Here is a 24,999-nt window from a genome sequence, read left to right as displayed (position 1 = left end):
GCTGTGCTGTGCTGTGCTGTCGCCGAGTCTACAAGTGTCATAATTATTTGTCAAGCTCCTTTGCTCCCTTCATTGTAAATTATTATAACACCCCCATTGCGTGAACGGGGGCGAATGATTATAACTTTGCTGCTTGAATTAAATTTTTCGCGAGAACTGAAGTAGTAACAGCTCCCACTCCTCCCGGCACTGGGCTTATCGCGTGAACTAAAGGCGCGACTCTCTCATAATCTACATCACCACATAATTTCCCGTCGGGATTTATATTTATTCCTACGTCAACTATAATGCTTGACTCGTTCACAAATTCGGGCGTGATGATTCCTGCTTTACCTGCTGCAGCGACAATTATATCTGCACGTCTGCAAGTTTCAGCTAAATTTTGAGTCTTAGTGTGGCAAATCGTAACTGTAGCATTATCACCGAGCATTAACATAGCTAAAGGACGGCCAAGAACGAGACTACGGCCAACTATCACGACATTTTTTCCCGTCAATGAAAATTTATAGTGCTTCAACATTTCCATAACAGCTAATGCAGTACACGGCGCGAAAGAATTTTTTTGACCGGCAAAGACTCCAGCGAGATTAATGGGACTCATGCAGTCAATATCTTTTGCGGGATTTATTGTATCACAGGCGTATTTATCGCTTAAATTCTTAGGCAACGGACGAAATAATAATATTCCTTGATTGCTTGAGTCTTCATTTATGCGCGCAAACTCCGAGTCAAATCCATTTTGCGTGATATTTTCGTCAAGCTCATAGACTTTAACGGACAGGCCAAGAGACTCGAATCGCTTCATTATTCCGCGCTGATAAGATAAATCGTCAGGACGTGCGCCGACTCTTATTATTGCGAGAGTTGCCGATTTTCCCAACAAAGACTCTTTAATTGCTGCTGCGACTTCTGAACCCTTCATTATTATTTCTGCCATGACAAAAGCTCCTTGCTCTCACGTTCTGAATTAGCTGCCCATTCAGAAATTTTTGCGTTGTATTGCTCGTCCTTGATGAAAGCTAAATTTATTCTCACGTTTTCGAGCGCTATATTTATTGCTGCGTTGCACTGTGATAAAGCCGCCGTTAAATCACATTCAGCAGTAATATTTGACTTCCCGATTAAATTTCTTGCGAGCTTCATTACTTCGAGACAATTATTAACTATTTCAAACGGTGCAGAGACCGCGATTTTATAAGCCTCCTGCAATGCTTGTGAACGCGCTAATTTCTCACTGTCTGTAGATTTCGGGAGCTTGAGAGCACTTATTACGCCGTCAAATGAAGTCATGTCCTTATTTATGCATTCAGTCAAATTTTGCATTAACTCATTTGCACGCTTGGCCGAATCTTTTGCTAACTCCTGAAATTGTGCGTACTTTTCGCGATTGATTGTAAGATTCGCGACCATTGAGACGAGAGCCGCGCCCATTGCTCCGGAAAGTGCAGAAGTTGCCCCGCCTCCCGGTGCCGGTAAATCAGACGCAAGATCTGCTAAAAATTTCGTTATCTCCATTTAGAACAACCCCGTAATTTTGCCGTTCTCGTCAACGTCGATATTTAACGCAGCAGGTTTCTTCGGGAGTCCCGGCATTGTCATAATTGTTCCTGTTATCGCAACTAAGAAGCCCGCACCCGCAGAGAGTCTCACTTCGCGCACAGTGATTCTAAAATGTTCAGGACGGCCGAGTTTAGCTGGATCATCTGACAAAGAATATTGAGTCTTGGCCATGCACACGAGTAAATTATCTTTGCCGAGATCGTGAATCCTTTGTAAATCTTTCTCTGCCTGTGGTGTGAAGTCGACTCCGTCAGCTCCGTAAATTTCACGTGCGATTGCATTCATTTTTTCTTTCGGGGTCATGTCGGACTCATAAATGAATCTGAAATTAGACTCTTTCCCGCAGGCCTCTACAACTTTTTGAGCTAATAATTTGCCGCCCTCGCCGCCTTTCGCCCATACGTCAGCAAGAGCAAATGACGCGCCTAACTCCTCACACTTTTTCGAGAGTAAATTAATTTCTGATTCTGTATCACTTGCAAATTTATTAATCGCTACAACAACGGGAAGGCCGTATTTCTGTATATTCTCGATATGCTTTAAAAGATTCGGGATACCTTTTTCGAGAGCGTTTAAATTTTCGTGAGTCAGCTCGTTTTTGCTTAGTCCTCCATGCATTTTGAGCGCGCGAATCGTGGCAACAACAACTACTGCATCAGGCTTTAATCCTGCTGTCCTGCACTTGATGTCTAAAAATTTTTCTGCTCCTAAGTCCGCGCCGAATCCTGCTTCTGTAACGAGATAATCTGCACATTTGAGTCCGAGTCTCGTTGCCTGCACTGAGTTACAACCGTGAGCTATATTTGCAAATGGGCCTCCGTGAATAAATGCCGGGTTACCTTCAAGAGTCTGCGCTAAATTGGGCTTGATTGCGTCTTTGAGTAATGCAGCCATAGAGCCAGCCGCTTGAATGTCATTGACTGTAACGGGCTCATTATCGTAAGTGTAAGCTAAAACAATCCGGCCAAGTCGTGATTTGAGATCCATTAAATCAGACGCAAGACACAAGACCGCCATAACTTCAGACGCTACTGTAATGTCAAAACCTGACTCGCGCGGGACTCCGTTTGCTGTGCCTCCTAGACCGATAATTATATTTCGTAAAGCTCGCTCGTTTAAGTCCATTGCACGCCGGAAAACTATTTTTCGCGGATCAATATTTAATTCGTTGCCCTGTTGAATGTGATTATCAAGCATTGCAGCGCACAAATTATGTGCAGTAGTAATCGCGTGTAAATCGCCGGTGAAATGCAAATTTATATCTTCCATCGGTATAACTTGAGCATAACCTCCGCCGGCTGCACCCCCCTTGAGTCCGAAACTCGGCCCCAACGAAGGCTCACGAAGAGCAGCACAAGCCCTCTTGCCGATTTTGTTTAATCCATCAGTGAGTCCTACTGTTGTAGTAGTCTTTCCCTCACCTGCAGGAGTCGGAGTAATGGCAGTAACGAGAATTAATTTTCCGTCGGGCTTATCTGCAAGACGCTTTAACACGGCGGGAGAAATTTTTGCTTTGTATTTGCCGTAACATTCTAAGTCATCATCAGAGATTCCTAATTTTGCTGCTATATTTGTTATTAATTCAGGCTTGGCGGCCTGGGCAATTTCGATATCGCTTAACATGTAAAATATTTCCTCCTTTAGTGATACAGGATAAAACGATATTTTACATAATTGAACGCATAATAATCAATCCAGCTAGCAAAAAATTATACACGCAAGAAATATTACAATAAACGCAAATAACGCACTCGAAGCATCTAGCAAATTCCACGCCCTTATAACGTCAAAAATTTCAGGGTCTCGCGCTGACTCGTTAATAAATGGCCGGGAAATAAATTTATCCTGATAAAATGCTCCTCCGCCGAGTTTCACATCAAGAACGCCAGCAAATGAGCTCTCACCGTGCGCACTGTTTGGACTCGAATGCTTCAATCTGTCGCGAATAAAAATTTTTAACGCCCTAATCTTGAGTCCTCCTGCAATAATAATAATCAAGCCTCCTACTCTGGCCGGGAAAAAATTTAATGTGTCATCAAGTTTTGCGCCCGCCTTCCCGAACTCATGAAAAGTTTTATAGCCTATCATTGAATCAAGTGTGCTTGCTGCCTTGAATATCCATACGAAAATATAAGCTCCGTAAGAATCATTTACGCAATATCCCAGCACCGCAAAGAACATCACAGAAAAAATGCCGTCAATAGAATTTTCTGAGATTGTCTCGATTAAAGCTCGGATAATTTCGACTTCTGATAAATTTTTTGTGTCTCGTCCTACAACCCGCGATAAAAATTTTCGTGCGCCCTCTAAATCATTATTCATCAGACAAAATAAAACGGGTCTGGTCTCGTCCTTCAAGTCCCGCCACGATAAAGCAGCATACAGCAAATAAATTTGTATCACGCAATTACAGCCGGAAAAATAAAGCACTAAGCAAACAGCAAGCCCCGCAGCAAAAATCGTAATCACACACACTGCGAGGCCGCAAATAAATGAATGAAGGTCAAATAATTTCTCCTGCAAAAAGTTTATCAGCTTCCCGATTATTTTGACAGGATGAGGAAAAAAATTTATCTCGCCGGCTGCCAAATCAAGAATGACTGCAAGAGCAAATATTATCGGAAACTGCAATTATTAATCAGGGACTCCCGCGCTGCCTCTGTAAATTGAGACTGACTCGACTTTGCCGTCAATGTCGCCATAATCACGCACTAAAGTTATAGAAACAGTGATATTTTTTCCGGCTGCTTCATAAGAAAGCGTGCTCATGTCTGCATTATCATACGGGGACTCGCGGAGGGTAGGCGTTCCCATTTTTTTGCGCAAATCTGTCATACTCATATTTATTACGTTAAATCCGAAAATTTTTGCGCATAATTTAGAGTCAGTCGAGCTGAACGGCATATCGAGATCCATTTTTGCGAAACGCTTATAAATTGACTCTGCCCGTTTGCTTTTACCGCCCATTTTGAGTCTTATTCCCTCTTGAGGAAGCCAACCGCTTACACGTCCGATTTTGACTCGATACCATAAATAATTATCTTTGTCTCTTACTGCACTTGGAACGCTAATCCAGTCATCGGGCATTTCTATTTCTTGATAGCTTGAGTCTCTGTCTGCCTTAGTGTAAATCGCAAGAGTCGACTCTAACGCATAACCCCATTGACCTTTTGCGGGAGGTTCTGGAATTGCAAAAGCTATCGAGGCCGAGAAAATTATTAAAGCTAACGATAAAGCAAATTTTTTCATGATTTAACACTCCTAAAATATAATTTATTTCGTCAATGTTCTGACAAAATTATTTTTTCTGAAAGCGCCGGCAATAACTTTTATATGAGTCCTTCTGTTGTCCTGCATCAGAAAATAACGCCGGAGATTCAATTTTTCTTGAGTCTCTTGCCGATTTCAGAAATAACAGTAATATTATAGTCTCGATTCATTTTTGCTGCTGAATCCGAATGATACGTGTGCTGAGATAACTAAGAACTCCGTATTAGTTGACGCAAAGATCATTACAATTAACAAAGCGCACAAAAGTTTTCTTAATTCTCATGCTAAAAAATGTACCTCCACAAATAACTAAAAATTTACTCGTTTATTATAGTCATGACACAAAAATTTTTGCGATTAACTTATAAAATCTCCCGTTTTCCCTGAGAGGCTTTGCGGGCATACTCATAACTAAATAGGCGTGAGGGATTAATAAATTTTTTCCGTTGTCAAAATCCGGATCCGTTACTCGAATGTGCGTGTATAAATCGCCGTTATAGTCAAAGTCTGCGCGCGTCTTTAGTTCGTTGTTATAGTTGAGTTCATGATAAATTTTCAGGTCTTCCGCTTCTATTAATATAAGGGAATAATTTATTTTGCAGCTGCTCATTTCGTCGAGGGTCAAATATTCGCGTGAATTTCCGAATAAATAATCATAATTTTCGGGCGGATGAAATTTTATAACGTCTTGCAAGTTCATTTGTCCGAGTTTAAGCCATGCTTCATATTTAATCATGAAGTCTTCGCTATGATTTTGCCGTGAGTGGCCTATTTTGCGCGCTATTGGGATTCTTGCGGTGTCTAAAACTTTGCAGCTTCCGGGAGAGTTTATAAATATTAACTGGAAGTCTTCGAGTGGTTCGCCGTCCTCGAAAGATACGAATCTGACCCATTTTCCGGAATATAAATCAATTCCGGCGACGCAGAATTTACCGAACATATTAGATTTTGCCATTATTACGGAGTCGATTTTCATTTATATGTGAGTGAGTATTAAATCATCAAGTGTCTTGCTTATCATTTCGGCTAATAATCTTCTGTGGCAGTGAGTCGGCTCAGGTTCGGCGCATAATAAGCAAAGAGTCTCGTAATAGCTAAATCTCGTAATGAAGTCATTTATAGATTTTCGCTCGTTCATGAGATTTGTATATTGAGTCTCGTATTCCGGCCAAGAAATTTTTTTCTTCTTGTAAGCTGTTAATAAATCTTTAGTCGGTGCATATTCCGGGCAGTGTTCATAATCGCAGCTGCAAATTTTGGCGAGAAAATATTTTAGGTCATTTTTCTTTGTGAAGCCTGCGAAGACGTTATTATTTATGAGTCTTACGTCAATTAATTTTTTGATTCTATAATATTTTATGCGCTCGAAAAATTGTTCTGCTGATTTTTTCGTGAATCCGATTGTGTACAGAAACACTTTTATAAATTCCTCCGTTCGTTGTATGCAGCTAAAAAATAATTATATGGCAGATTGTCAAGTGAGTGCAAGAAAATATTTGTGCATAGGAAATTTTTATAACGTCCTCTTTTCGTTGTGTAGCAGCTGATTTCGCAAAATAATTATAGGGCACTGCAAGAAAATATTTGTGTACAGAAAATTTTATAACGTCCTTATTTCGTTGTATGCAGCTGATTTCGCAAAATAATTATAGGGCAGCGCAACACTTTTAGAGTAAAAAATTTTACATGTCCGCACAATGAACAGAACGAAATTAAATTATAGTCATATCATGTCGCAATTTACGCCGGAATCTTACGAGCATTATAACAGCAATAAAATTCGAGTATAATAGCTATGTAATAAATTTTATAACACTCATATAACTATCAAGACAGATAAAGGAATCAAACACGAATCTCACGCTATTAGTTCGGCAATATATCACGTGCCCGAGACAACTATAAACGCTAAGAATAAAAACTTTGATGAAGAATTTAATTTTACGCCTTCTCAGAACAGGGACTCACAGCAATTTATTTTGGCTGGTCAGTCTGCAAGAGCTTATATTTTGCGTAAATTATTAAATATTCGTCAAGACGCAATTTCACTTAATCATTCATGTAAAATCTATGCTAATATTATTCAATCAATCCATAATAAACGAAGGGAGAAATTTTTTATGGCACTCTTAAATTATGATGTGCTGGCCAAGTCAGGCTATAAGGGCTATATTTTACGCGATGCCCCCGAAAAAATTATGCAGTTCGGCGAGGGAAATTTTTTGCGCGCGTTCGTTGATTACTTCTTTGATGTCGCAAACGAGAAAGCAAATTTCAACGGTAAGGCCGTATTAGTTCAGCCTATCGCACCCGGACTCTCTGACATGATTAATCAGCAGGAAGGACTCTACACTCTTTATCTGCGCGGCAGTGAAAAAGGTCAGAAAATTGACTATAAGCGCGTAATTTCGTCTTGCAGCAGAGCAATTAACCCCTATGCGCCAGACGGTTGGACAAAAGTTTTGGAGCTCGCAAAGAGTCCTGATCTTGAAATCGTAGTAAGCAACACAACAGAAGCCGGAATCGTTTATGATGAGTCATGCAAATTTGATGATGTACCGCCTTCAAGTTTTCCCGCAAAATTAACAAAAGTCTTGTTCGAGCGTTACAAAGCCGGCTTAGATGGTCTTGTGATTCTAAGCTGTGAGTTAATCGACAACAACGGCAAAGAGTTATTATCATGCGTGAATAAATATATTGACTCATGGAAATTAGAATCAGCGTTTAAAGACTGGGTCAACAACAAAAATATTTTCTGCTCGACTCTCGTTGATAGAATCGTCCCCGGCAGAATCCGTAACCCTCAAGAACTTGCAGAACTCAACAAAGCAAACGGCTACGAAGATAATTTACTTGATGTCGGTGAAGTTTTCGGAGTCTGGGTAATCGAAGGCCCCGCAGAACTTGAGGATAAATTACCCTTCAAGAAAGCAGGAGTCCCCGTTCATGTTGTACCTGATGTAACGCCTTACAAGAAACGCAAAGTCAGAATATTAAACGGTGCTCATACAGGTTTTGTGCCGGGAGCTTACCTCGCAGGCTTTGACATTGTTCGCGACTGTATGCACAACGAGACAATTAAATCATTCATGAACAAAATGTTATATGATGAAATTATCCCGACATTGCCGCTCGATAAGAAAGATTTAACCGATTTCGCCGAGGCAGTGCAGGACAGATTCAATAATCCGTTTGTGAATCATGAATTAATGAGCATTACCCTTAATTCGACATCAAAGTGGCGCGCGCGTAATTTGCCGAGTCTGCTTGAGTACGTCGAGGAGAAAAAATCTTTGCCCCCGTGCTTAACTATGAGTCTTGCGGCCTATATCGCGTTTTATTCGAGCAATATTCAGGAGCTTAACGATAAGGGACTCGTTTGCAAGCGCGAGAAAAATTCTTACACAATCAGCGATGACAGATGGGCATTAGAGTTTTTCTTTGCACACAAGGACGACTCGCCTGAAAAATTAGTAAACGCCGTATTAACGAACGAGTCAATGTGGGGTCAGGACTTAACGAAAATTGCAGGTCTCGAACAGGCAGTAATTAATGACCTCAAGAAAATTCGCGCTGATGGAGCCGAAGCAGCATTTAAAAGTGTGCTGTAATTCATAAAATTTTCACGCGGCAATATATAATAATTCGCAGGAGGTGTAAACATGAAAAAATTAGCAGTTATTTTAGCTTTTATTCTCGCGTTTGAGTCTGTTGCACTTGCTGCGGATTCTGCTGCTGTGATAAATAATTTCGCGTTCAATGCCGCAAAGTTAATCGCTGAGTCGTCGCCTGAAGGTAATTTTTTCTTTTCGCCGTATAGCATTATTACAGCGTTTGGGATGGTCTACGCGGGCGCAAAGGGTTTGACGGCAAACGAAATCGAGCGCGCATTAAATTTTTCGCCGGAAATTCACAAAAATTTGGGTCTCCTCGCGAAAGAAATTAATCACGAAATTTTTAAATCAGCAAATAGAGTCTGGCTTCAGAAGGGTTTGACTCTCAATGACGATTACAAAACTTTATTAGCTGATAATTATTTAAGTTCGGCATATGAACTCGATTTCACAAATAGTCTTGACTCGTCGCGCAGATTTATTAATAACTGGGTCAGCAGACAGACTCAAGGCCGGATCAAAGATTTATTAAGCACTTTAACGCGGGGGACTCTCATGATATTAACGAATGCAGTATATTTCAATGCTGAATGGCTTGACCCGTTCGATAATAATTTAACGAGTCTAAAACCTTTCAATTATTCCGGCAAAAAGTTTATTGATGTTCCTACAATGCAGAAGCGCGAGAATTTGCAGTATGGCGAGCTTGACGGAATGAAATTTGTCAGACTCCCTTACAAAAATTGCGATATGTCAATGATTGTGCTTTTACCTGAAGACGGCAAAACGGGCTTGGAGGGCTTGAATCATTTAATTTTTGCGAATATTGCAAAGTCGATGAAAGATTTTCGCGTTGATTTATGGCTGCCGAAGTTCAAGACGGAGAGTAAATTTAATCTCAATGATTTATTTATGACTCTGGGAGTGAAGACAGCTTTTAGTGATGATGCAGATTTTTCCGGAATTACAAGTGATGAAGGACTCAAAATTGATGCTATTATTCACAAAACTTTTATAGAAGTCGACGAGAAGAAAACCGAAGCCGCCGCTGCAACTGCTATAACAATGGTAAAAGTTACGTCTTTGCAGCCACTTGACGTTAAAGAATTTCATGCGGACAGACCGTTTTTATATTTTGTGATTGATGATAAGACGGGAATTATTTTATTTGTTGGCAGACAGACATTCAAATAGATTATAATTCTTTCATTCTTTCATTACTTTTTTCTCCTACTCTCTTGGATGAGTGATTCATTCGAGAGAGTTTTTTTGCGCGCGCGAATAAAATTTTTTGCATGATTATAAAATTTTTTTGTCTCGTGAAGTCTTGCATATAAACGCGTGAAATAACTTTTTTGTAGTTGTAAATGTAGTTGTAAAAAATAGACAGCCCCGCGAATTTGTGAGACTGTCTGAATGAATGCAAATATTTTAGCAGAAAACTTCTAACTTGATAATTTATTCTTGCGTTCAATTTTTTTCCTGTGAAGCCAGCCGTAGAAATTTGGTGCATATCTGCGCAAAAAAGCTCGTGCTATAGGTACTGGTTCATAAACAGGGTGCTCAAAGAGAAAATCATGAAATTTTAGAGCTTCGCAAAATCTTTGATAGTTCTCGACTGAATAATATTTCTTGATTATATTTCGCATGTCATTAATATCACGTATCAGAGGTTCATGTTTCCAAGGAATAAATAAGCTCTGAAATAAATTATCGGCATATTTCATTGTTACGTCAGAAATTTTGAAAGCTCCGATATTGGCCGGTCTACCTTGATCATAATCTGAAACGGGAAGAATTTTTTCATCAGATACAACATGACCGAATAAATAACGGGTTGCAAGCGCATTTCTGAAAGCGTGATTCAATATTACCCCGCATATATTAATATCATGTAGAACACACCAAGAGTCACGCTTCATAAACGGCAGTACGCACAAAAAATTTAACATCTCGCACGGATGAAAATGTTCCGTATCAAGCACAAGCAAATCAATATCTCCGCCGATTTCTTCAATAAAGTACGATATATCCCTTCCACGAAAAATTTGCCATTTATCATTATTTGCAAGCTCGGAAAATTTTTCATTCACGAGAAAGCCTGATAATTTTTCAGGATATCCATATGCTTTTTCTAAATAATCGACGGAATATAATTTTGCGCCTTCAATATCTGATATTGCATTAAGAATTATTGCGCTGCCTCCGCCGGAAGAGACTCCGACTTCCAGAATCTTGCGCGGCTTTAATGCTCTTATTATGCCGTTGAGAAAATAACGCTCATTTTTCTTCATTTCTGAATATGGGTCAATGATGTCATAGATCGGAGTCAATCTTTCACGCTCAAAATTTTCGTAAATGATAGGCTCGTTGCTCGTTGCTCGTTGCTCGTTGCTCAATGGTAGCGGCTCAAACATTTTTTGTCTACGTCCTTTCTACGTATTTTGCTGAGATATTTTACTTATTTTAATTCCATAGAGTCAAGAATATCAAGCAATATTTTATTAGTCTCGCTTTCTTCGTCAGTTGCGGTTATTGCCGTGAACATGTAAAAATTTTCGTCTCCGTCTATTAATGCGAAACTTTTTCCTTCGTTGAACTCAAATATATAAATTCCATCTTCGCCGCTTTCTGGTGTAGTGCCGTTAAAATTTTTCGAGTAATTCTCGGCGATTTCCTTTATTGTGAGATTTCCCGGACTCCCTGACGTTATAGCAATTGCACCGGGTATATTATCATCGTCAGGAAGTACAGCGACCATAGATGAACCATTTTCTAAAATTTTTTCTGATGCCGACCAGCCTTCAGGAATATTCAGCGAGAAATATTTAAATTCGCAAATTTCAGCACATGCACTCGAACTTATTAACGCAATTATCAGCACACAAATTATAAATCGTCTCATTTTCTGACCTCCGTTATTATTACGCAAAAATTTTTTATCGTCAGGAAGTATTACAGCTGTTGTCTAAAATTTTCACTATTTCAGCACATGCACTCGAATTTTATTTATTCGCCTCCTTTGCATTTTTTCTGTGAATGTCAATAAAATTTAGGCGCAAAGCATTTGTTACAACACAGAAACTCGAAAGACTCATTGCAGCAGCTCCGAACATAGGATCTAATTTCAATCCCCAGAGTCCAGCAGCTAACGGAATCCCTATCACGTTATAAATAAATGCCCAGAACAAATTTTGATGAATATTTCTTAATGTAGCGCGACTCAATCTTACAGCAGCAGGAACATCAAGCAAATTACTCTTCATTAATACAACATCAGCAGCATCAATCGCTATATCTGTGCCGGCTCCTATTGCTATTCCTATATCAGCGCGGGTCAATGCTGGTGCGTCGTTAATTCCGTCTCCTGTCATTGCGACATTTCCTGAACCTTGAAGCTCTCTAATGACGCTCTCTTTACCATCGGGCATTACTCCTGCAATTACTTCGTTGACTCCTGCTTGAATGCCTATTGCCTGCGCTGTCTTCTCATTATCGCCGGTTAACATGACGACTCTAATTCCCATTGACTGTAAATCTTTTATTGCTTCCGGACTGTCGGGTTTAATTGTGTCGGCAACTGCGATAATTCCCAACAATTTTTTATCCTGCACGAACATTAAAGGAGTCTTGCCGTTTTGCGCGAGTTCTTCAGCCTTCTTGATATATTTCACGGGAATATCAAATTTTGCAGTAATAAATCTCACGCTCCCGCCGGTTAATTCAGATCCCCCCGGTAATGTCGCAATTAAACCATTGCCCGGCAAAGCATGAAAATTTTCGACCTCATAAGGCACTAAATCTCTTGTGCGCGCAAAATCTGTAATGGCCTTTGCTAATGGGTGCTCGCTCTTGTTCTCAAGTGAATAAGCAATCATCAATAAATATTTCTCGTTCTCGATCGGTATTATGTCTGTTACTTTGGGTTCACCGCTGGTAATTGTTCCGGTTTTGTCGAACACAGCAATTTTCATTTTTCCGGTCTGTTCGAGAGATTCGGCGGTCTTGAATAATATTCCGTTTTTCGCGCCGATTCCATTTCCGACCATTATAGCAACAGGAGTCGCAAGTCCAAGCGCACAAGGACAGCTGATAACTAATACTGCAATCCCGTACGATAAAGCATCGCCGAAAGTTTTTCCCGCAATGAGCCATGATATAACAGTTATAACCGCAATTAATATTACAGCAGGGACAAATATTCCGCAGACTTTATCAGCGATTTTTGCGACGGGTGCTTTAGTTGCGGACGCGTCAGAGACCATTTTTATAATTTGCGATAAAGTTGTATCTTGGCCGACTCGAGTCGCTTCACACTTCATAAAACCTGATTGATTGACAGTTCCGGCAGATACAGAGTCTCCGGCTGCTTTGTCAACTGGTATGCTTTCACCGGTGAGGGCTGACTCATTTACTGCGCTGACTCCTTCAATTATAATGCCGTCGACGGGGATATTTTCGCCGGGTCTGATAACAAAAATTGTTCCTCGCTGTACTTGTTCGATCGGGACTGTAATTTCTTGATTGTTACGTAAAATATTTGCGGTTTTCGGAGCTAGCTTCATTAAACTTTTCAGCGCGTCAGTTGTGCGTCCCTTAGATTTAGCTTCGAGCATTTTTCCGACGGTTATAAGAGTGAGAATCATTCCGGCAGACTCAAAATAGAAATCGTGAGCAGTATAATAATTTAAACGAGTCATAGTGAACAATACAAAAACGCTCCACGCAAACGACGCAAACGATCCCATTGCAACAAGTGTATCCATGTTAGGCGCAAAATGAAATAACGACGTGAAGCCCGACACAAAAAATTTCTGGTTTATTATCATGATTATTGCAGCTAATAATAATTGAGTCAGACCTATTGCGATATTATTTCCTGCAAAAAATTCCGGCAAAGGCAATTTTATCATTTGTCCCATCGAGAAATACATTAAGACAGCAAGAAATATCAGCGAAAAAATTAATCTGCGCTTCAAAATCGGAGTCTCTTTGTCGGTCAATGAGTCATTTGATTCAGAATTAATTTGTGCGTTGACTTCCGGAGCATTAAGACTCGCACCATAGCCGGCCTTCTCGACTGCTGCAATAATTTCTGAAGGTTTTGCACTGCCTTCGACGATCATAGAATTTGTTAATAAGCTGACAGAACATGAAGTAATGCCGGGCAATTTTTTAACGACTCTTTCGACTCTTGCAGAACAAGCCGCGCAAGACATTCCAGTTATATTATAGTGTTCAGACATGGGAATTATTCACACCTTTTTTGCTTTATTATATACGTTTGTGCAAGAGTGATAAATAAAAATGGGGGACTCATTCATCCCCCGTGAAAAATTAATTGCTACTTCAAGAACTCTGATGCGATCTTAACGAAAATTGCTGTGCCTTCCCATAAAACGTCCTCGTCAATATTGAATACTGGGTTATGGTGCGGGAAATCTGCTTTCTTATCTGGATTCGCCGAACTCAGGAACATAAACGCACCCGGAGCTTTTCCGAGATAAAACGCGAAATCTTCACCGCCCATATTAGGAGCATTAACGCGAGTAATTACTTTTTCTGTGCCGAGTACTTCAATTGCACATTTTCCGGCAAAATCTGCCATTTCTTTATCATTCACTACAGGAGGCGCACCCCAGTCCATAAAGAAATCTACATTGCCCCCAAACGCTTGAGCAGTAAATTTCGAGACTTCTTCTATACGCTTGGCCATTTTCTGGCGGTTTTCTTCTTTGAAAGCTCGTGTTGTGCCCTCGATTACGACAGTTCCGGGAATGATGTTATATTGCGCTCCTCCTTGAATCTTGCCGATCGTAATAACAACTGGTTCATTTGCGTTAAATTCGCGCGCGACAATTCCTTCAAGCCCTAATACAACATGAGCAGCTATATTAATCGGGTCGACTCCTTTTTCTGGTGTTGAACCGTGGCAGCCTGTGCCGTTAATTGTAATAACAAATCTATCAAATGAAGCCATAACAGCACCGGGGCAGACGATAAATTTTCCTGCTGGGATTGTGCGGTCTAAAATTGTCCCGATATGAGTCCCGAACACAGCATTTACGCCTTCCATAGCGTTATTCTTTATCATTATGGGTGCACCTTTTGCAATTTCCTCGCCGGTCTGGAAGAGTAAGCGCACTTCACCATTAAGTTTGTCTTTGTTAGCGTTGAGAATCTTTGCTGTACCTAACAACATTGACGTGTGAGCATCATGACCGCATGCGTGCATTTTTCCGTCATGAGTCGAGCAATATTCTACGCCGGTTTCTTCTTTTATGGGTAATGCGTCCATGTCAGCGCGGAGGGCGATAACTTTTCCGGGCTTGCCTTTGTTGATGTATGCAATGATTCCCGAGTCGCCTTCATTTAATTTATATTCAACGCCGTACTCATTTAATTTGTCAGTTACATATTTTTGCGTGAGAGGTAAATCAAATCCAAGTTCCGGAATCTTGTGTAAATCTCTGCGCATTCTGACAAGTTCGTCTTGAATTTCTTTGCACTGATTAAACATTTTCGCGCCTCCTTCCTAATTTGCAGCTGCTTTTGACTCAGCTTTATAGAACAAACGCGCAATAAATACCGTTCCGAACACTGACAGAACAATAATTAACCACGCTTGAATGCCTATATAACTTTGCATGACCTTGCATATTAACGGGATTCCGAGACCAAATACAGCGAGTTTATGCTGCTTTAATGCGAAATTACCGAAAGTAGCTCCGAAAATTGCTGCTGAAGCGTAACTCTGCAAGCCCGTTTTTATCATTGCAGGTAATACAGCAACAATGCCGGCTCCGATAAAAGCTGCTAGAGTCGTCGCGATTAAATTCGTTACGATAGATCCGCAAATTGCCATAGTTGACACAACTTCAGCTTGTATAGTTCCCGGCTGGCTGTCTGTTACATCAAGAGCAAGTGCAGCACAAGGGACTCTCATATTTCCTATGTTGCCGGAAAGAAAACTTAAATACGTTCCCGACATTCCTAATGACGCATAATAAGAAAGCGGCTCAACAATATAGAACGCTCCGAAACTTATAACCGTAAGCAGCCACGCAGAAAATATAAGTGAAGCACTCGGCCAGCAGTCATAAGTTACACAAAGATAAATAACAGGTATAAATGCCGTCGCAGCAGCTAATAAATTTGTGGGCGTGCCGATTCTGATACAAGATTTTTTCCATGCATTCATTGCTTGTTTCTCGTCCATAGTCAAGACCTCCTTATTTTACACGATAGAGTCATGAATTATTCCCGCGAGAATCCCTATAATCATAGCGATCCCAAGTGAATATTCTGCTAAACGGGGATATTTAGGCACGACAAATTTTCCTAGTAACATCATTCCGATTGCACCGCCTAAAACAGCGCTTGTTACTCCCATATTAATTTTCGGGCCGATTGCTATCATTGAATTTGCGTTCAAGTAACCGAATATACCTATTGAACACGCAGCAGACATAACACCGAGCCACTTAATATCACCGCCGGAAACTTTTGCGCGCAGATCTTCAAGCAAAGGAGTAAATAAACCCGTCGACACAAGCCAGCCCGCACCGTTTAAGGCCATTGCAAACCATGAGACAGCAAGAATCGTGAGTGTATATCCTTCACCGCCGAACGTAACGCCCGCAGCCGTTGCACCGTTTGTAGCCGCAGCTAATTCAGTTGCAGCAGCCCCGATTATTGACAAACGCAGCCAGCTCATTGGACCTCCGATTGCTGCCATTAATCCCACCATTACTATAAATACACCTAACGCAGGACCTATTGCGGTAATCAAGCCGATTCGAAACGCCTTTTTCGGTATAGCGGGGTCAAGATTGACAGAGGCCGAAGTCCTTCGAGCTAAACGAATGAAAAAATACGCCTGCCATGCCGCAATTAAAACTGTTATTCCGCAAAGCAGCCATATTATAGGTTGGTTAGAAATCTGTAGATAATCCATAATAGTCCTCCTTGTAATATGAGATAATTAAAATAGTAATACGCACAAATTATACAAATTGCGATACTATTTCAAATTTTATGTATTATATATTATGAATTGTTATTGCGCCTCGTTATAAATCCTTATATTATAATAGTGTTAAATGCTATAATTAATTTATTGACGGAGAAAATTTAATCATGAACGAAAATATTTTAAGTTATAATACTGTCTCGCTTGATGATAATGATAATTCGCTCGTTATCCTCGATCAAACGCGACTCCCGAATGAAATAAAAATTTTGCGCCTGAAGACTCAACACGAAATTTGGGAGGCAATTTATAAATTACAAGTCAGGGGCGCACCTGCAATCGGTGTAGCAGCAGGATTCGGACTCTATCTCGCCGCAAAAAATATTGACACGGATAATTATGACTCATTCATCAAGCAGCTTAATGACGCAAAAAATTATCTCAACTCTTCACGACCTACAGCTGTTAATTTGTCATGGGCATTAAATCGAGTCGAACAAGCTGCAGTTAATAATCACGATAAAAGCGTTCAGGAAATAAAAAATTTATTGCTGAGTGAAGCTATATCTATTCAACGTGAAGACATAGAAACTTGCAAGAAAATCGGCGAATATGGACTCTCACTCCTGAAAGACGGCGACGGGATATTAACTCACTGCAACGCCGGACAATTAGCAACTTCCAAATACGGCACTGCATTAGCTCCCATTCATTTAGGGCGTGAAAGAGGTTTAAATTTTCGCGTTTATTGCGACGAGACAAGACCGTTATTACAGGGCGCGAGACTCTCAACTTTTGAATTACTTGCTGACGGAGTCGACACAACACTAATTTGCGATAATATGGCCTCTCAAGTCATGAAAAGCGGGAAAATAAATTTTGTCTTCACGGGTTGTGATAGAGTCGCGGCAAACGGGGACTCATGCAATAAAATCGGGACTTCAGGACTCGCAATTCTCGCAAAATATTACGGAATACCATTTTATATTCTCGGCCCGACTTCTACTATAGACATGAGCATAAAAACGGGTGAAGATATTATTATTGAAGAACGACCGCAGACAGAAATTACTGATTTATGGTACAAAAAACGCATGGCACCTGAAGGCGTGAAAGTTTATAATCCCGCGTTTGATGTTACAGATAATGAGCTTATAACGGGAATAATTACAGAATTTGGAATCGCTCGGCCTCCTTATATTGAAAGTCTGCAAAAAATTTTCGCGAAAAAGTGATAGTGCGCTGATACTGGGTGGGGAGGGGGGCAAGGGGGACGGGCTTTAGGGGGTCCCCCTCACACACGAATAAATTTTTTTACAGATTAACGTTCGGAATCGTCGCAAAGCCCTTCGCTAAATCATCATCAGTCGGAATATAATCCGTCATTGTGTGATTATTATATTGTTCGTACGCCTTCATGTCGAAATAGCCTGTGCCGGTGAGTCCAAGAATTATAGTTTTCTCCTCGCCGGTTTCCTTGCACTTGAGAGCTTCATCAATACCGACTCTAATTGCATGACTCGACTCTGGGGCGGGCAAGATTCCTTCAACGCGCGCGAACATCTCTGCAGCCTCAAAAACGCTGGTCTGTTCAACTGCTCTAGCTTCCATTAGTCCGTCGTGATAAAGCTGTGATAAAATGCTGCTCATTCCGTGATAACGCAATCCGCCGGCATGGTTTGCACTCGGTATGAAGTCATGTCCGAGAGTGTACATTTTCGCCATCGGGCAAACTTTTCCGGTGTCGCAGAAATCATACGCAAATTTTCCGCGAGTAAAGCTCGGACAGCTCGCAGGTTCGACAGCAATAAATTTATAGTCAGCTTCACCGCGCAATTTTTCGCCCATGAACGGAGAAATTAACCCGCCTAAATTCGAGCCTCCTCCAGCACAGCCAATTATAATATCAGGTTTAATCCCGTATTTATCGCACGCTGCTTTTGTTTCGAGTCCTATTATAGATTGATGCAATAGAACTTGATTTAACACGCTGCCGAGTACATAGCGATAACCTTCTGTAGATACTGCGACTTCTACAGCTTCAGAAATTGCACAGCCGAGAGATCCTGTAGTGCCTGGGTGGTCTGCGTTAATTTTACGGCCGATTTCAGTTTCCATTGATGGCGAAGGCGTTACATCTGCCCCATAAGTGCGCATTACTTCACGTCTAAAAGGTTTCTGCTCGTAAGATACTTTCACCATGAAAACTTTGCAGTCAAGCTCAAAAAATGAACACGCCATAGCTAAGGCCGTACCCCATTGACCTGCGCCCGTTTCAGTTGTTACGCCTTTGAGTCCCTGTTTCTTTGCGTAATATGCTTGAGCGATTGCAGAATTTAATTTGTGAGAACCTGATGTGTTATTGCCCTCGAATTTGTAAAAAATGTGCGCGGGAGTATTTAACACTTTCTCAAGAAATACAGCATGTGTGAGCGGTGAAGGTCTGTACATCTTGTAAAAATTATAAATTTCTTCCGGAATCTTTATATATGCTGTGTCGTTGTCTAGTTCCTGTCTTATAAGCTCGTCACAGAAAATCGGGCGCATATCCTCAAACGTTAACGGCTTCAATGTTCCAGGATGAATCAAAGGCGCGGGCTTAGTCTTCATATCTGCTCTGACATTGTACCACGATGACGGAATTTCTTTCTCGTCGAGATAAATTTTATAAGGCACATCTAGTTTGCTCATTTAAATCACTCCTTGTTAAAACTTGCAGCTATTATAATGCACATGAAAAAATATATTGCTAGCATAATTGATTTATTACTGGTTAGGAAATGTCTAATAAAACAGGAAAGCGGGAGAAAACAGCTCCTCCCGTTTTTAGTGTTTAATAGTAAGCCTTTAGAGCCTCGATTCTATCTCTTGTTGCTTCTGTGTAGGCCTCCACGCGCGAATATCCGTCACGCATATAACGTCTTGCAGCTTTGTCGCGTCCGTTTGATATCCATTGACGCTGCTCTCTTTTCACACGCTCAAGGTCGCGCCCTGATAGAACGTCCTTCAAGCCTTCCCATGTAGTATTTAACTCTCTGTCAGCGCGTGCAAATTCCGGGTTGCTCATTAATCTGCCGTACTCTTTATTAGTAAGCGCAAAAGATGAGCCGACAAGCACCAATACCAACGCTAAAGCACAAAATAAACGCTTCATGATAAATTAATTTCCTCCTTTACGAGATTTCATGAATGATAATAGCACAAGTCCCGCAGCAATAGCTATTAGAATCCCAGCGATTAACGGTCTAAATCTCACCCACGCGACTGCAATTACTATTAATGACCACGCAAGACCGAGCATCCATGCAACAAAGCCAGTCCCCGCGCCTATGATTGTCCCGACTATCGGAATAATATCGCCCGCAACTGATAACGGAGCAAATACCATTTTTAAGCCTGTAACAACGAGCAGAACTCCAACGACTCGAAGAACCCAAGCCATAATTTTATTTCCTGAGCGCGCACCCTCGAACATGTCAGACATTGATACACGACCCATTGACAGACGGCTGAATGTATAACCGTTTGTAGCTTTATATTGCGTGAAAGTATTTCCGGAGATTTGTGCAATTAATGATATTTCCGACGGCAAAATTTGAGTGAATGAGACTCTAACGTCGCCAATTTCGGGTGAATTTGGATTCGAGCCTAAATAAATAGTGCTTCCCGACGCATGAATTAAACCGCGTTTGTTATTGACTGTTAAAAGATTTTGTACGGATCTAGCGTCAAAGCTCACGATATTTAACGAGACTGCACCGCTTATAGAATGTGCGAGAAAGTCAGGCAGTTTATAAGCTCCAAAATTTATATCACGCGCCCAAATTGAAGAGTCTTCGATGTTTGCAAGAGTTTTATTTAATCCGCGATATTCAGGATCCTTGAAAGAATTTGAGTCTACCGGTCTTGATGTCCACTCTTTAGAATATGTGTATGTTGTTATAGTTTCTTCGCCGCCGCCTAATTTTTTGCGTGTTTCGCTGCGTGAATGCTCTTCCCATTGATAAAATTCTACGTCGCGTTTGAGATTCAAAGCGTTTGCAGTGATTCCAAATATGTTATCGCGCAAAATTTCTTGAGTGTCTGCCCGTCCTGAAGCGTGAATAACTTGACCATCAAGGCTTGAGTCAATTTTTGTGATGTCGCTTAATTCCTGAGTCAATAATTCCGCCTCACCGATTGCGCCCGCCGTCTTGAATGTTCGTTCTTCGTTCCACCATAAAAGCCACGTAGCCGCGCAGATAATTACAATCCCGACAAGAATCCCGCTGAAGGACTCGCCCATTCGTTGAAACCAGTTTTTGCTGGTTGTCTCTGTGTATGCCATGATTATAATATTCCTCCTCACAAAATTTATATGATTATATTTTATAATAAGCGCAAAATTTTTTATTGATGTAATAAATAGGAGGTAATTATAAATGTCTCTAAGCGATTTTATGGCGATGGCAGCTCTAGCAATGACGATGGCCTCAGCAAATCCCGGAAATTCTCCCGCTGCTGATGTTCAAGTGTGGCAGGATCCTAATTACGATTTCAGCCAGTTACGAAAAGTTTTGATTATGCCAGTTGAGACTCAGCTTGAAGCCGGACAAACTTTAATCCCTGAACAGCAATTAGCAAAAAATCTTGAAACATGGACAATTGCCGGCATTAGGTCAGCTGCCAAGAGAAGCACAATGATTATCAAAAATTTTGAAGATGTCATGCAGGATATGAATTTCATTTACGGCGAATACAATCAGGATTTATTTTACAAGCGCGCGTCAGAAATGGGCTATAAGGCTTTCATAATGGTAACTGTAAATCAAGCCTTCCAAACTGAACACGTGCCGGAGTCCTATCAGACTTATACAACTTACCGCGAAATTGAACACAGAGACCGCTGGGGAAGATTAATCGAGGTTGAGCGAATCCCCGAAGAACACACGGAAATTATACCTGCTCACGACGTTACTTATTTGCACACAGTCTGCCAGCCGCAATTATATTTGACAGATGACCCTAACGGCGAATACAAAGCAGCAGTTGTTTATACTATTTTCGAAGAATATCGGGGAGGCCAAGTAATTAACGCTGTAGAAAATATCTTGAAGTCATCACTAAAAAGTTTGTTCACGTTCAAGAATGCACCAGCCAAGCCACGCAGAAGATGAAGTTATAAATATTGAACCATCAGCATATAAATAACAGTCCCGGCCGTGATGCTCAAGAGTGTATTACGCTTCCAAATGTGCAGGAAAATTACAATCAAGCACGCGGCCAATTCTCTTAATCCATGAGAGTCACGCAGGCAATAAATAACTAGCATTGCCATAACTGAATAAGGCAGCACACGGCCAAGATATATAATAAATTTCGGGCAGCTCTTATTAAACGCTATGAACGGCAAAAATCGCAATAAAATCGTAATAAAGCCTGAAATAAGAATTATCGACAACGCATTAAGAGTCATGCTCAATCCTCCCGCGCAAAATAAATAAACCTGCAATTATTAACATCATCGAGGGAATCAAAAAATTTCCGGCTCCAAATAACGCAAGACATAACATACTCGCAATAAAGCCCGTCAACGCTGCATAATGATTATCAGAATTAAGCCATTGTTCAACGCAGATACTCACAAATAAAGCCGTCAATGCAAAGTCAATACCGCGCGAGTCAAATTTCAGAACTTGGCCGATTAAACCTCCCGCAAAACTTCCCGCAACCCAGTAAATTTGATCAAGCATTGAGACCAACAAGCAATAATCTTGATCTTCTGACTCGCATACAAGTGAAAATGTCTCGTCGGTCAAAGCGTAAATCAAGTAAAATTTTTTGAGGCCGGAAATATTTTTATAGCGTTCAATCATTGAGAGTCCATAAAATAAATGTCTTGCGCTTATCATTAAAGCAGTGAGTCCCGCCCCCGCGAGCGAGACCCCTGACGTAAATAAATCTATTGCTGCAAATTGCATCGTTCCTGAATAAATTGCTACTCCCATAAACAACGCCCAGAAAGCATTATAGCCCTTCGCCGATAAAAGTATCCCGAAACCGAGACCCAGCACAATATAACCTGTCATCACCGGCAAAGTATCTTTTACTGCACGTTTTATGACTGTAATGCGCATTTAAGCTCCTCGCCGTCAAGATTCACGTTAATGACTGACTCGCCCTCCGGTAAATGCTCACTCAAGATAAAATCTGCGAGTCTATCTTCTAACATTGATTGTATTGCACGTCTTAACGGTCTCGCGCCGTACTTAGGTTTGTAGCCCTTCTCTAAAATTTTCGCTTTAACGTCGTCGGGAACAGAAATTTTCACTCCCTTAGTGTCGAGCCTCACTGACAAATCATCAAGCATTGTATCAATAATCTTTAATAGACTCTCGCGTGAAAGAGGCTTAAACACTGCCATTTCATCAATACGATTCAGAAACTCAGGACGAAACATTTTATTTGCTTCGTCAAGAATAATTTTTTTCGTGCGTTCCCAGTCGCGTTGTGATTGAGACTCTTCACTGATTCCAAATCCTAAAGAGTTACCCTGTTGAGCTTCTTTCGCGCCGACATTGCTTGTCATGATTATAACGGTGTTGCGGAAATCGACTTTACGTCCCTGACCGTCTGTCAATCTTCCGTCATCGAGAATTTGCAGCAAAATATTAAAAATTTCAGGGTGAGCTTTCTCTATCTCGTCAAATAAAATAACGCTATAGGGTTTGCGCCTTACCATTTCAGTTAATTTTCCGCCGTTCTCATGTCCGACATAACCGGGAGGAGAGCCGACTAATTTAGAGACTTCATGACGTTCCATATACTCGCTCATATCGATTCTAATCATTGCGTCATCTTTGCCGAACATAAATTTTGCAAGACAGCGGGCGAGCTCAGTTTTTCCGACTCCGGTGGGTCCCATAAATAAAAAACTTCCGATCGGGCGGCGTTCATCTCTGAGTCCTGTTCTTGCGCGTCTGATTGCCCGTGCTACTGCGCTTACTGCTTCTGACTGGCCGATTAAGCGTTTAGAAATTTCTTCCTCCATTTTCAGCAAGCGTGTAGTCTCTGCCTCTGTTAATTGCTTGACTGGGACTCCGGTTTGTTCTGCAACTATTGAAGCTATGTCTTCAGCTGTAATTTTCTGCTTGATGTTCTTGCGGTTAGTCTTCCATTCTTTGAGGGCGTTATCGAGTTCTTCAGAAATTTTGCGTTCTGAATCCCTTAAATTTGTAGCCTGCTCGTATTTTTCTGCTAAGACGGCTTCTTCTTTCTGTTTCTTGACGGCGTCTAACTTTTTCTCGATTTCACGAATATAATCGGGCGGTTCAAGAGACATTAAACGCGTTCTAGCTCCGGCCTCGTCGATTAAATCAATGCCCTTATCCGGCAAAAATCGATCTTGAATGTATCTCGATGACAATTTTGCGGCTGCGTCGATTGCTTCATCAGTAAAGATTACATTGTGATGATTCTCGTATCTGTCCTTGAGTCCCTGAAGAATCAAAACAGAGTCTTTTACGTCGGGCTCGTCGACTTGGATGGGCTGAAATCTTCTTTCAAGTGCTGCATCTTTCTCGACATATTTTATGTACTCGTCTTGAGTTGTTGCGCCTATAACCTGAAAAGTTCCGCGCGATAGTTCAGGCTTCAAGATATTTGCTGCGTCCGTTGATCCTTCTGCGTTACCTGCACCGATAATCGTATGAATCTCATCGACAAATAAAATTATATCGCCTTTGCTGTCGGTTAATTCTTTGACGATTCTGCGCAGACGTTCTTCAAATTCACCGCGATATTTTGTGCCTGCTACGAGAGTCCCCATATTTAATTGCACGATTCTTTTATTCTGCAAAGGTTCGGGGGCTGTACCTGACGCAATGAAACGCGCGAGTCCTTCAACTACGGCAGTTTTTCCGACTCCTGGTTCGCCGATTAAGACGGGATTCGATTTAGTCCGCCTGCATAAAACCTGCATGACTCGTTTAATTTCTTTCTCGCGTCCTATAACGGGATCTAGTTCGCCATTTTTCGCACGTGCCGTTAAGTCTGTGCCTAAATTATCAAGAGTGGGCGTTCTTAATTGAGTTTTTCTCTTAGCGTCGCTGCCTGATGCTGTAGGAATATTAGATTTTGACGGACTGCCGGACAAGACTTCATTTATCTGCTTAATTACTGCACTGGGAGTTATTCCCATTGTCTTGAACTGTTGCACAATAAGGCCGGAATCATCACTTAATAGACCTAGTAAAATATGTTCTGTATCGACGTAATTTACACCCATTTTGCGGGCTTCATGCATTGCGAGATCGAGTGCTTTATTTGCCTGAACACTTACAGGAAGATCAACGGGCTTTGTTAATACATCTTGAGTGTTGCCGCCGATTAGTTCGCGAATATGAGCAGCGAAATCTTCAGGGTTAACGCCTAAATTCTGTAATGCCTGACAAGCTACGCCACCGCCCTCTTGAAGTAAGCCCAATAATAAATGTTCCGGCTGTACCATTGGATGACCCATATTTAAAGCCTCGTGATGTGCTAATTGTATGACTCGTTTGCCTCGTTCTGTAAAGAATTGCCACATAAAAATTTTTTCTCTCC

Annotated in this window: 23 protein-coding genes; 4 read left to right on the top strand and 19 right to left on the bottom strand. The window is 41.1% G+C overall.

Annotated features, from left to right (window positions below):
* Nucleotides 1-118 precede the first annotated feature (118 nt).
* From IJT21_00185 to IJT21_00155, 7 genes are all read right to left on the bottom strand, one after another.
* Nucleotides 119-937: a bifunctional 5,10-methylenetetrahydrofolate dehydrogenase/5,10-methenyltetrahydrofolate cyclohydrolase gene (locus IJT21_00185; protein ID MBQ7576666.1), complete on the bottom strand. Its 819-nt coding sequence runs from the start codon at nucleotides 935-937 to the stop codon at nucleotides 119-121.
* On the bottom strand, nucleotides 925-1,515 hold the full coding sequence (locus IJT21_00180) for a cyclodeaminase/cyclohydrolase family protein (GenBank protein ID MBQ7576665.1): 591 nt from the start codon (nucleotides 1,513-1,515) through the stop codon (nucleotides 925-927). Before IJT21_00180 ends, IJT21_00185 begins: the two co-directional genes overlap by 13 nt.
* Entirely contained in the window at nucleotides 1,516-3,183 is a 1,668-nt protein-coding gene (locus IJT21_00175) for a formate--tetrahydrofolate ligase (protein ID MBQ7576664.1), read from the bottom strand.
* A 75-nt stretch (nucleotides 3,184-3,258) separates the two neighbouring features.
* Nucleotides 3,259-4,191 (bottom strand): cobalamin biosynthesis protein CobD, encoded by a 933-nt coding sequence (gene cobD, locus IJT21_00170; protein ID MBQ7576663.1) that lies wholly within the window; start codon nucleotides 4,189-4,191, stop codon nucleotides 3,259-3,261.
* A 3-nt stretch (nucleotides 4,192-4,194) separates the two neighbouring features.
* Nucleotides 4,195-4,809 carry a hypothetical protein gene (locus tag IJT21_00165; protein MBQ7576662.1) on the bottom strand — a complete coding sequence of 205 codons (615 nt, stop codon included), beginning with the start codon at nucleotides 4,807-4,809 and terminating at the stop codon, nucleotides 4,195-4,197.
* Between the two features lie 355 nt (nucleotides 4,810-5,164).
* Nucleotides 5,165-5,785 carry a hypothetical protein gene (locus IJT21_00160; protein MBQ7576661.1) on the bottom strand — a complete coding sequence of 207 codons (621 nt, stop codon included), beginning with the start codon at nucleotides 5,783-5,785 and terminating at the stop codon, nucleotides 5,165-5,167.
* 21 nt (nucleotides 5,786-5,806) lie between these two features.
* A complete protein-coding gene (locus IJT21_00155) occupies nucleotides 5,807-6,247 on the bottom strand; it encodes a DUF488 domain-containing protein (protein ID MBQ7576660.1) in 441 nt (146 codons plus the stop codon).
* Between the two features lie 469 nt (nucleotides 6,248-6,716).
* Between IJT21_00155 and IJT21_00150 the strand changes: the two genes are divergently transcribed.
* Nucleotides 6,717-8,441 carry a tagaturonate reductase gene (locus IJT21_00150; GenBank protein MBQ7576659.1) on the top strand — a complete coding sequence of 575 codons (1,725 nt, stop codon included), beginning with the start codon at nucleotides 6,717-6,719 and terminating at the stop codon, nucleotides 8,439-8,441.
* A 51-nt stretch (nucleotides 8,442-8,492) separates the two neighbouring features.
* Complete coding sequence (locus IJT21_00145; protein MBQ7576658.1) at nucleotides 8,493-9,638, top strand: serpin family protein; 1,146 nt, start codon at nucleotides 8,493-8,495, stop codon at nucleotides 9,636-9,638.
* 251 nt (nucleotides 9,639-9,889) lie between these two features.
* Here IJT21_00145 and IJT21_00140 read toward each other — a convergent pair whose 3' ends face one another.
* The 6 genes from IJT21_00140 to IJT21_00115 form a co-directional block, all read right to left on the bottom strand.
* A complete protein-coding gene (locus IJT21_00140) occupies nucleotides 9,890-10,861 on the bottom strand; it encodes a class I SAM-dependent methyltransferase (GenBank protein ID MBQ7576657.1) in 972 nt (323 codons plus the stop codon).
* Nucleotides 10,862-10,905: 44 nt separating this feature from the next.
* On the bottom strand, nucleotides 10,906-11,349 hold the full coding sequence (locus IJT21_00135) for a hypothetical protein (GenBank protein ID MBQ7576656.1): 444 nt from the start codon (nucleotides 11,347-11,349) through the stop codon (nucleotides 10,906-10,908).
* 100 nt (nucleotides 11,350-11,449) lie between these two features.
* The gene (locus IJT21_00130) at nucleotides 11,450-13,690 is read right to left on the bottom strand and encodes a copper-translocating P-type ATPase (protein MBQ7576655.1); all 2,241 of its coding nucleotides are present in this window, start codon (nucleotides 13,688-13,690) and stop codon (nucleotides 11,450-11,452) included.
* Between the two features lie 98 nt (nucleotides 13,691-13,788).
* Entirely contained in the window at nucleotides 13,789-14,964 is a 1,176-nt protein-coding gene (locus tag IJT21_00125) for an amidohydrolase (GenBank protein MBQ7576654.1), read from the bottom strand.
* A 15-nt stretch (nucleotides 14,965-14,979) separates the two neighbouring features.
* Nucleotides 14,980-15,645 carry a hypothetical protein gene (locus tag IJT21_00120; GenBank protein ID MBQ7576653.1) on the bottom strand — a complete coding sequence of 222 codons (666 nt, stop codon included), beginning with the start codon at nucleotides 15,643-15,645 and terminating at the stop codon, nucleotides 14,980-14,982.
* A gap of 36 nt (nucleotides 15,646-15,681) precedes the next feature.
* Nucleotides 15,682-16,401 (bottom strand): DUF5058 family protein, encoded by a 720-nt coding sequence (locus IJT21_00115; protein ID MBQ7576652.1) that lies wholly within the window; start codon nucleotides 16,399-16,401, stop codon nucleotides 15,682-15,684.
* Between the two features lie 182 nt (nucleotides 16,402-16,583).
* Here IJT21_00115 and mtnA point away from each other — a divergent pair, with 182 nt between their 5' ends.
* Nucleotides 16,584-17,651, top strand: coding sequence for an S-methyl-5-thioribose-1-phosphate isomerase (gene mtnA / locus IJT21_00110; GenBank protein ID MBQ7576651.1), 1,068 nt, complete (start codon nucleotides 16,584-16,586; stop codon nucleotides 17,649-17,651).
* Nucleotides 17,652-17,730: 79 nt separating this feature from the next.
* On the opposite strand, the gene IJT21_00105 is transcribed toward mtnA, so the two are convergent.
* The 3 genes from IJT21_00105 to IJT21_00095 form a co-directional block, all read right to left on the bottom strand.
* Nucleotides 17,731-19,107, bottom strand: a complete 1,377-nt coding sequence (locus IJT21_00105; protein MBQ7576650.1) for a TrpB-like pyridoxal phosphate-dependent enzyme — start codon at nucleotides 19,105-19,107, stop codon at nucleotides 17,731-17,733.
* A 142-nt stretch (nucleotides 19,108-19,249) separates the two neighbouring features.
* On the bottom strand, nucleotides 19,250-19,570 hold the full coding sequence (locus IJT21_00100) for a DUF1311 domain-containing protein (protein MBQ7576649.1): 321 nt from the start codon (nucleotides 19,568-19,570) through the stop codon (nucleotides 19,250-19,252).
* Nucleotides 19,571-19,576: 6 nt separating this feature from the next.
* Nucleotides 19,577-20,743, bottom strand: a complete 1,167-nt coding sequence (locus tag IJT21_00095; protein MBQ7576648.1) for a TMEM43 family protein — start codon at nucleotides 20,741-20,743, stop codon at nucleotides 19,577-19,579.
* Nucleotides 20,744-20,837: 94 nt separating this feature from the next.
* Here IJT21_00095 and IJT21_00090 point away from each other — a divergent pair, with 94 nt between their 5' ends.
* Nucleotides 20,838-21,572, top strand: a complete 735-nt coding sequence (locus tag IJT21_00090; GenBank protein MBQ7576647.1) for a hypothetical protein — start codon at nucleotides 20,838-20,840, stop codon at nucleotides 21,570-21,572.
* A 2-nt stretch (nucleotides 21,573-21,574) separates the two neighbouring features.
* On the opposite strand, the gene IJT21_00085 is transcribed toward IJT21_00090, so the two are convergent.
* The 3 genes from IJT21_00085 to IJT21_00075 are packed head-to-tail and all read right to left on the bottom strand — an operon-like array spanning nucleotide 21,575 to nucleotide 24,982.
* Nucleotides 21,575-21,871: an AzlD domain-containing protein gene (locus IJT21_00085; protein MBQ7576646.1), complete on the bottom strand. Its 297-nt coding sequence runs from the start codon at nucleotides 21,869-21,871 to the stop codon at nucleotides 21,575-21,577.
* Complete coding sequence (locus IJT21_00080) at nucleotides 21,861-22,532, bottom strand: AzlC family ABC transporter permease (GenBank protein ID MBQ7576645.1); 672 nt, start codon at nucleotides 22,530-22,532, stop codon at nucleotides 21,861-21,863. The genes IJT21_00085 and IJT21_00080 overlap by 11 nt, the downstream gene beginning before the upstream one ends.
* Nucleotides 22,514-24,982: an ATP-dependent Clp protease ATP-binding subunit gene (locus tag IJT21_00075; GenBank protein MBQ7576644.1), complete on the bottom strand. Its 2,469-nt coding sequence runs from the start codon at nucleotides 24,980-24,982 to the stop codon at nucleotides 22,514-22,516. The genes IJT21_00080 and IJT21_00075 overlap by 19 nt, the downstream gene beginning before the upstream one ends.
* Nucleotides 24,983-24,999 lie beyond the last annotated feature (17 nt).

The sequence above is a fragment of the Synergistaceae bacterium genome (assembly GCA_017443945.1).
In the GTDB taxonomy this organism is placed as follows: domain Bacteria; phylum Synergistota; class Synergistia; order Synergistales; family Aminobacteriaceae; genus JAFUXM01.
The sequence above is the reverse complement of the archived record's forward strand: the minus strand, read 5'-3'. Positions and strand labels throughout refer to the sequence as shown.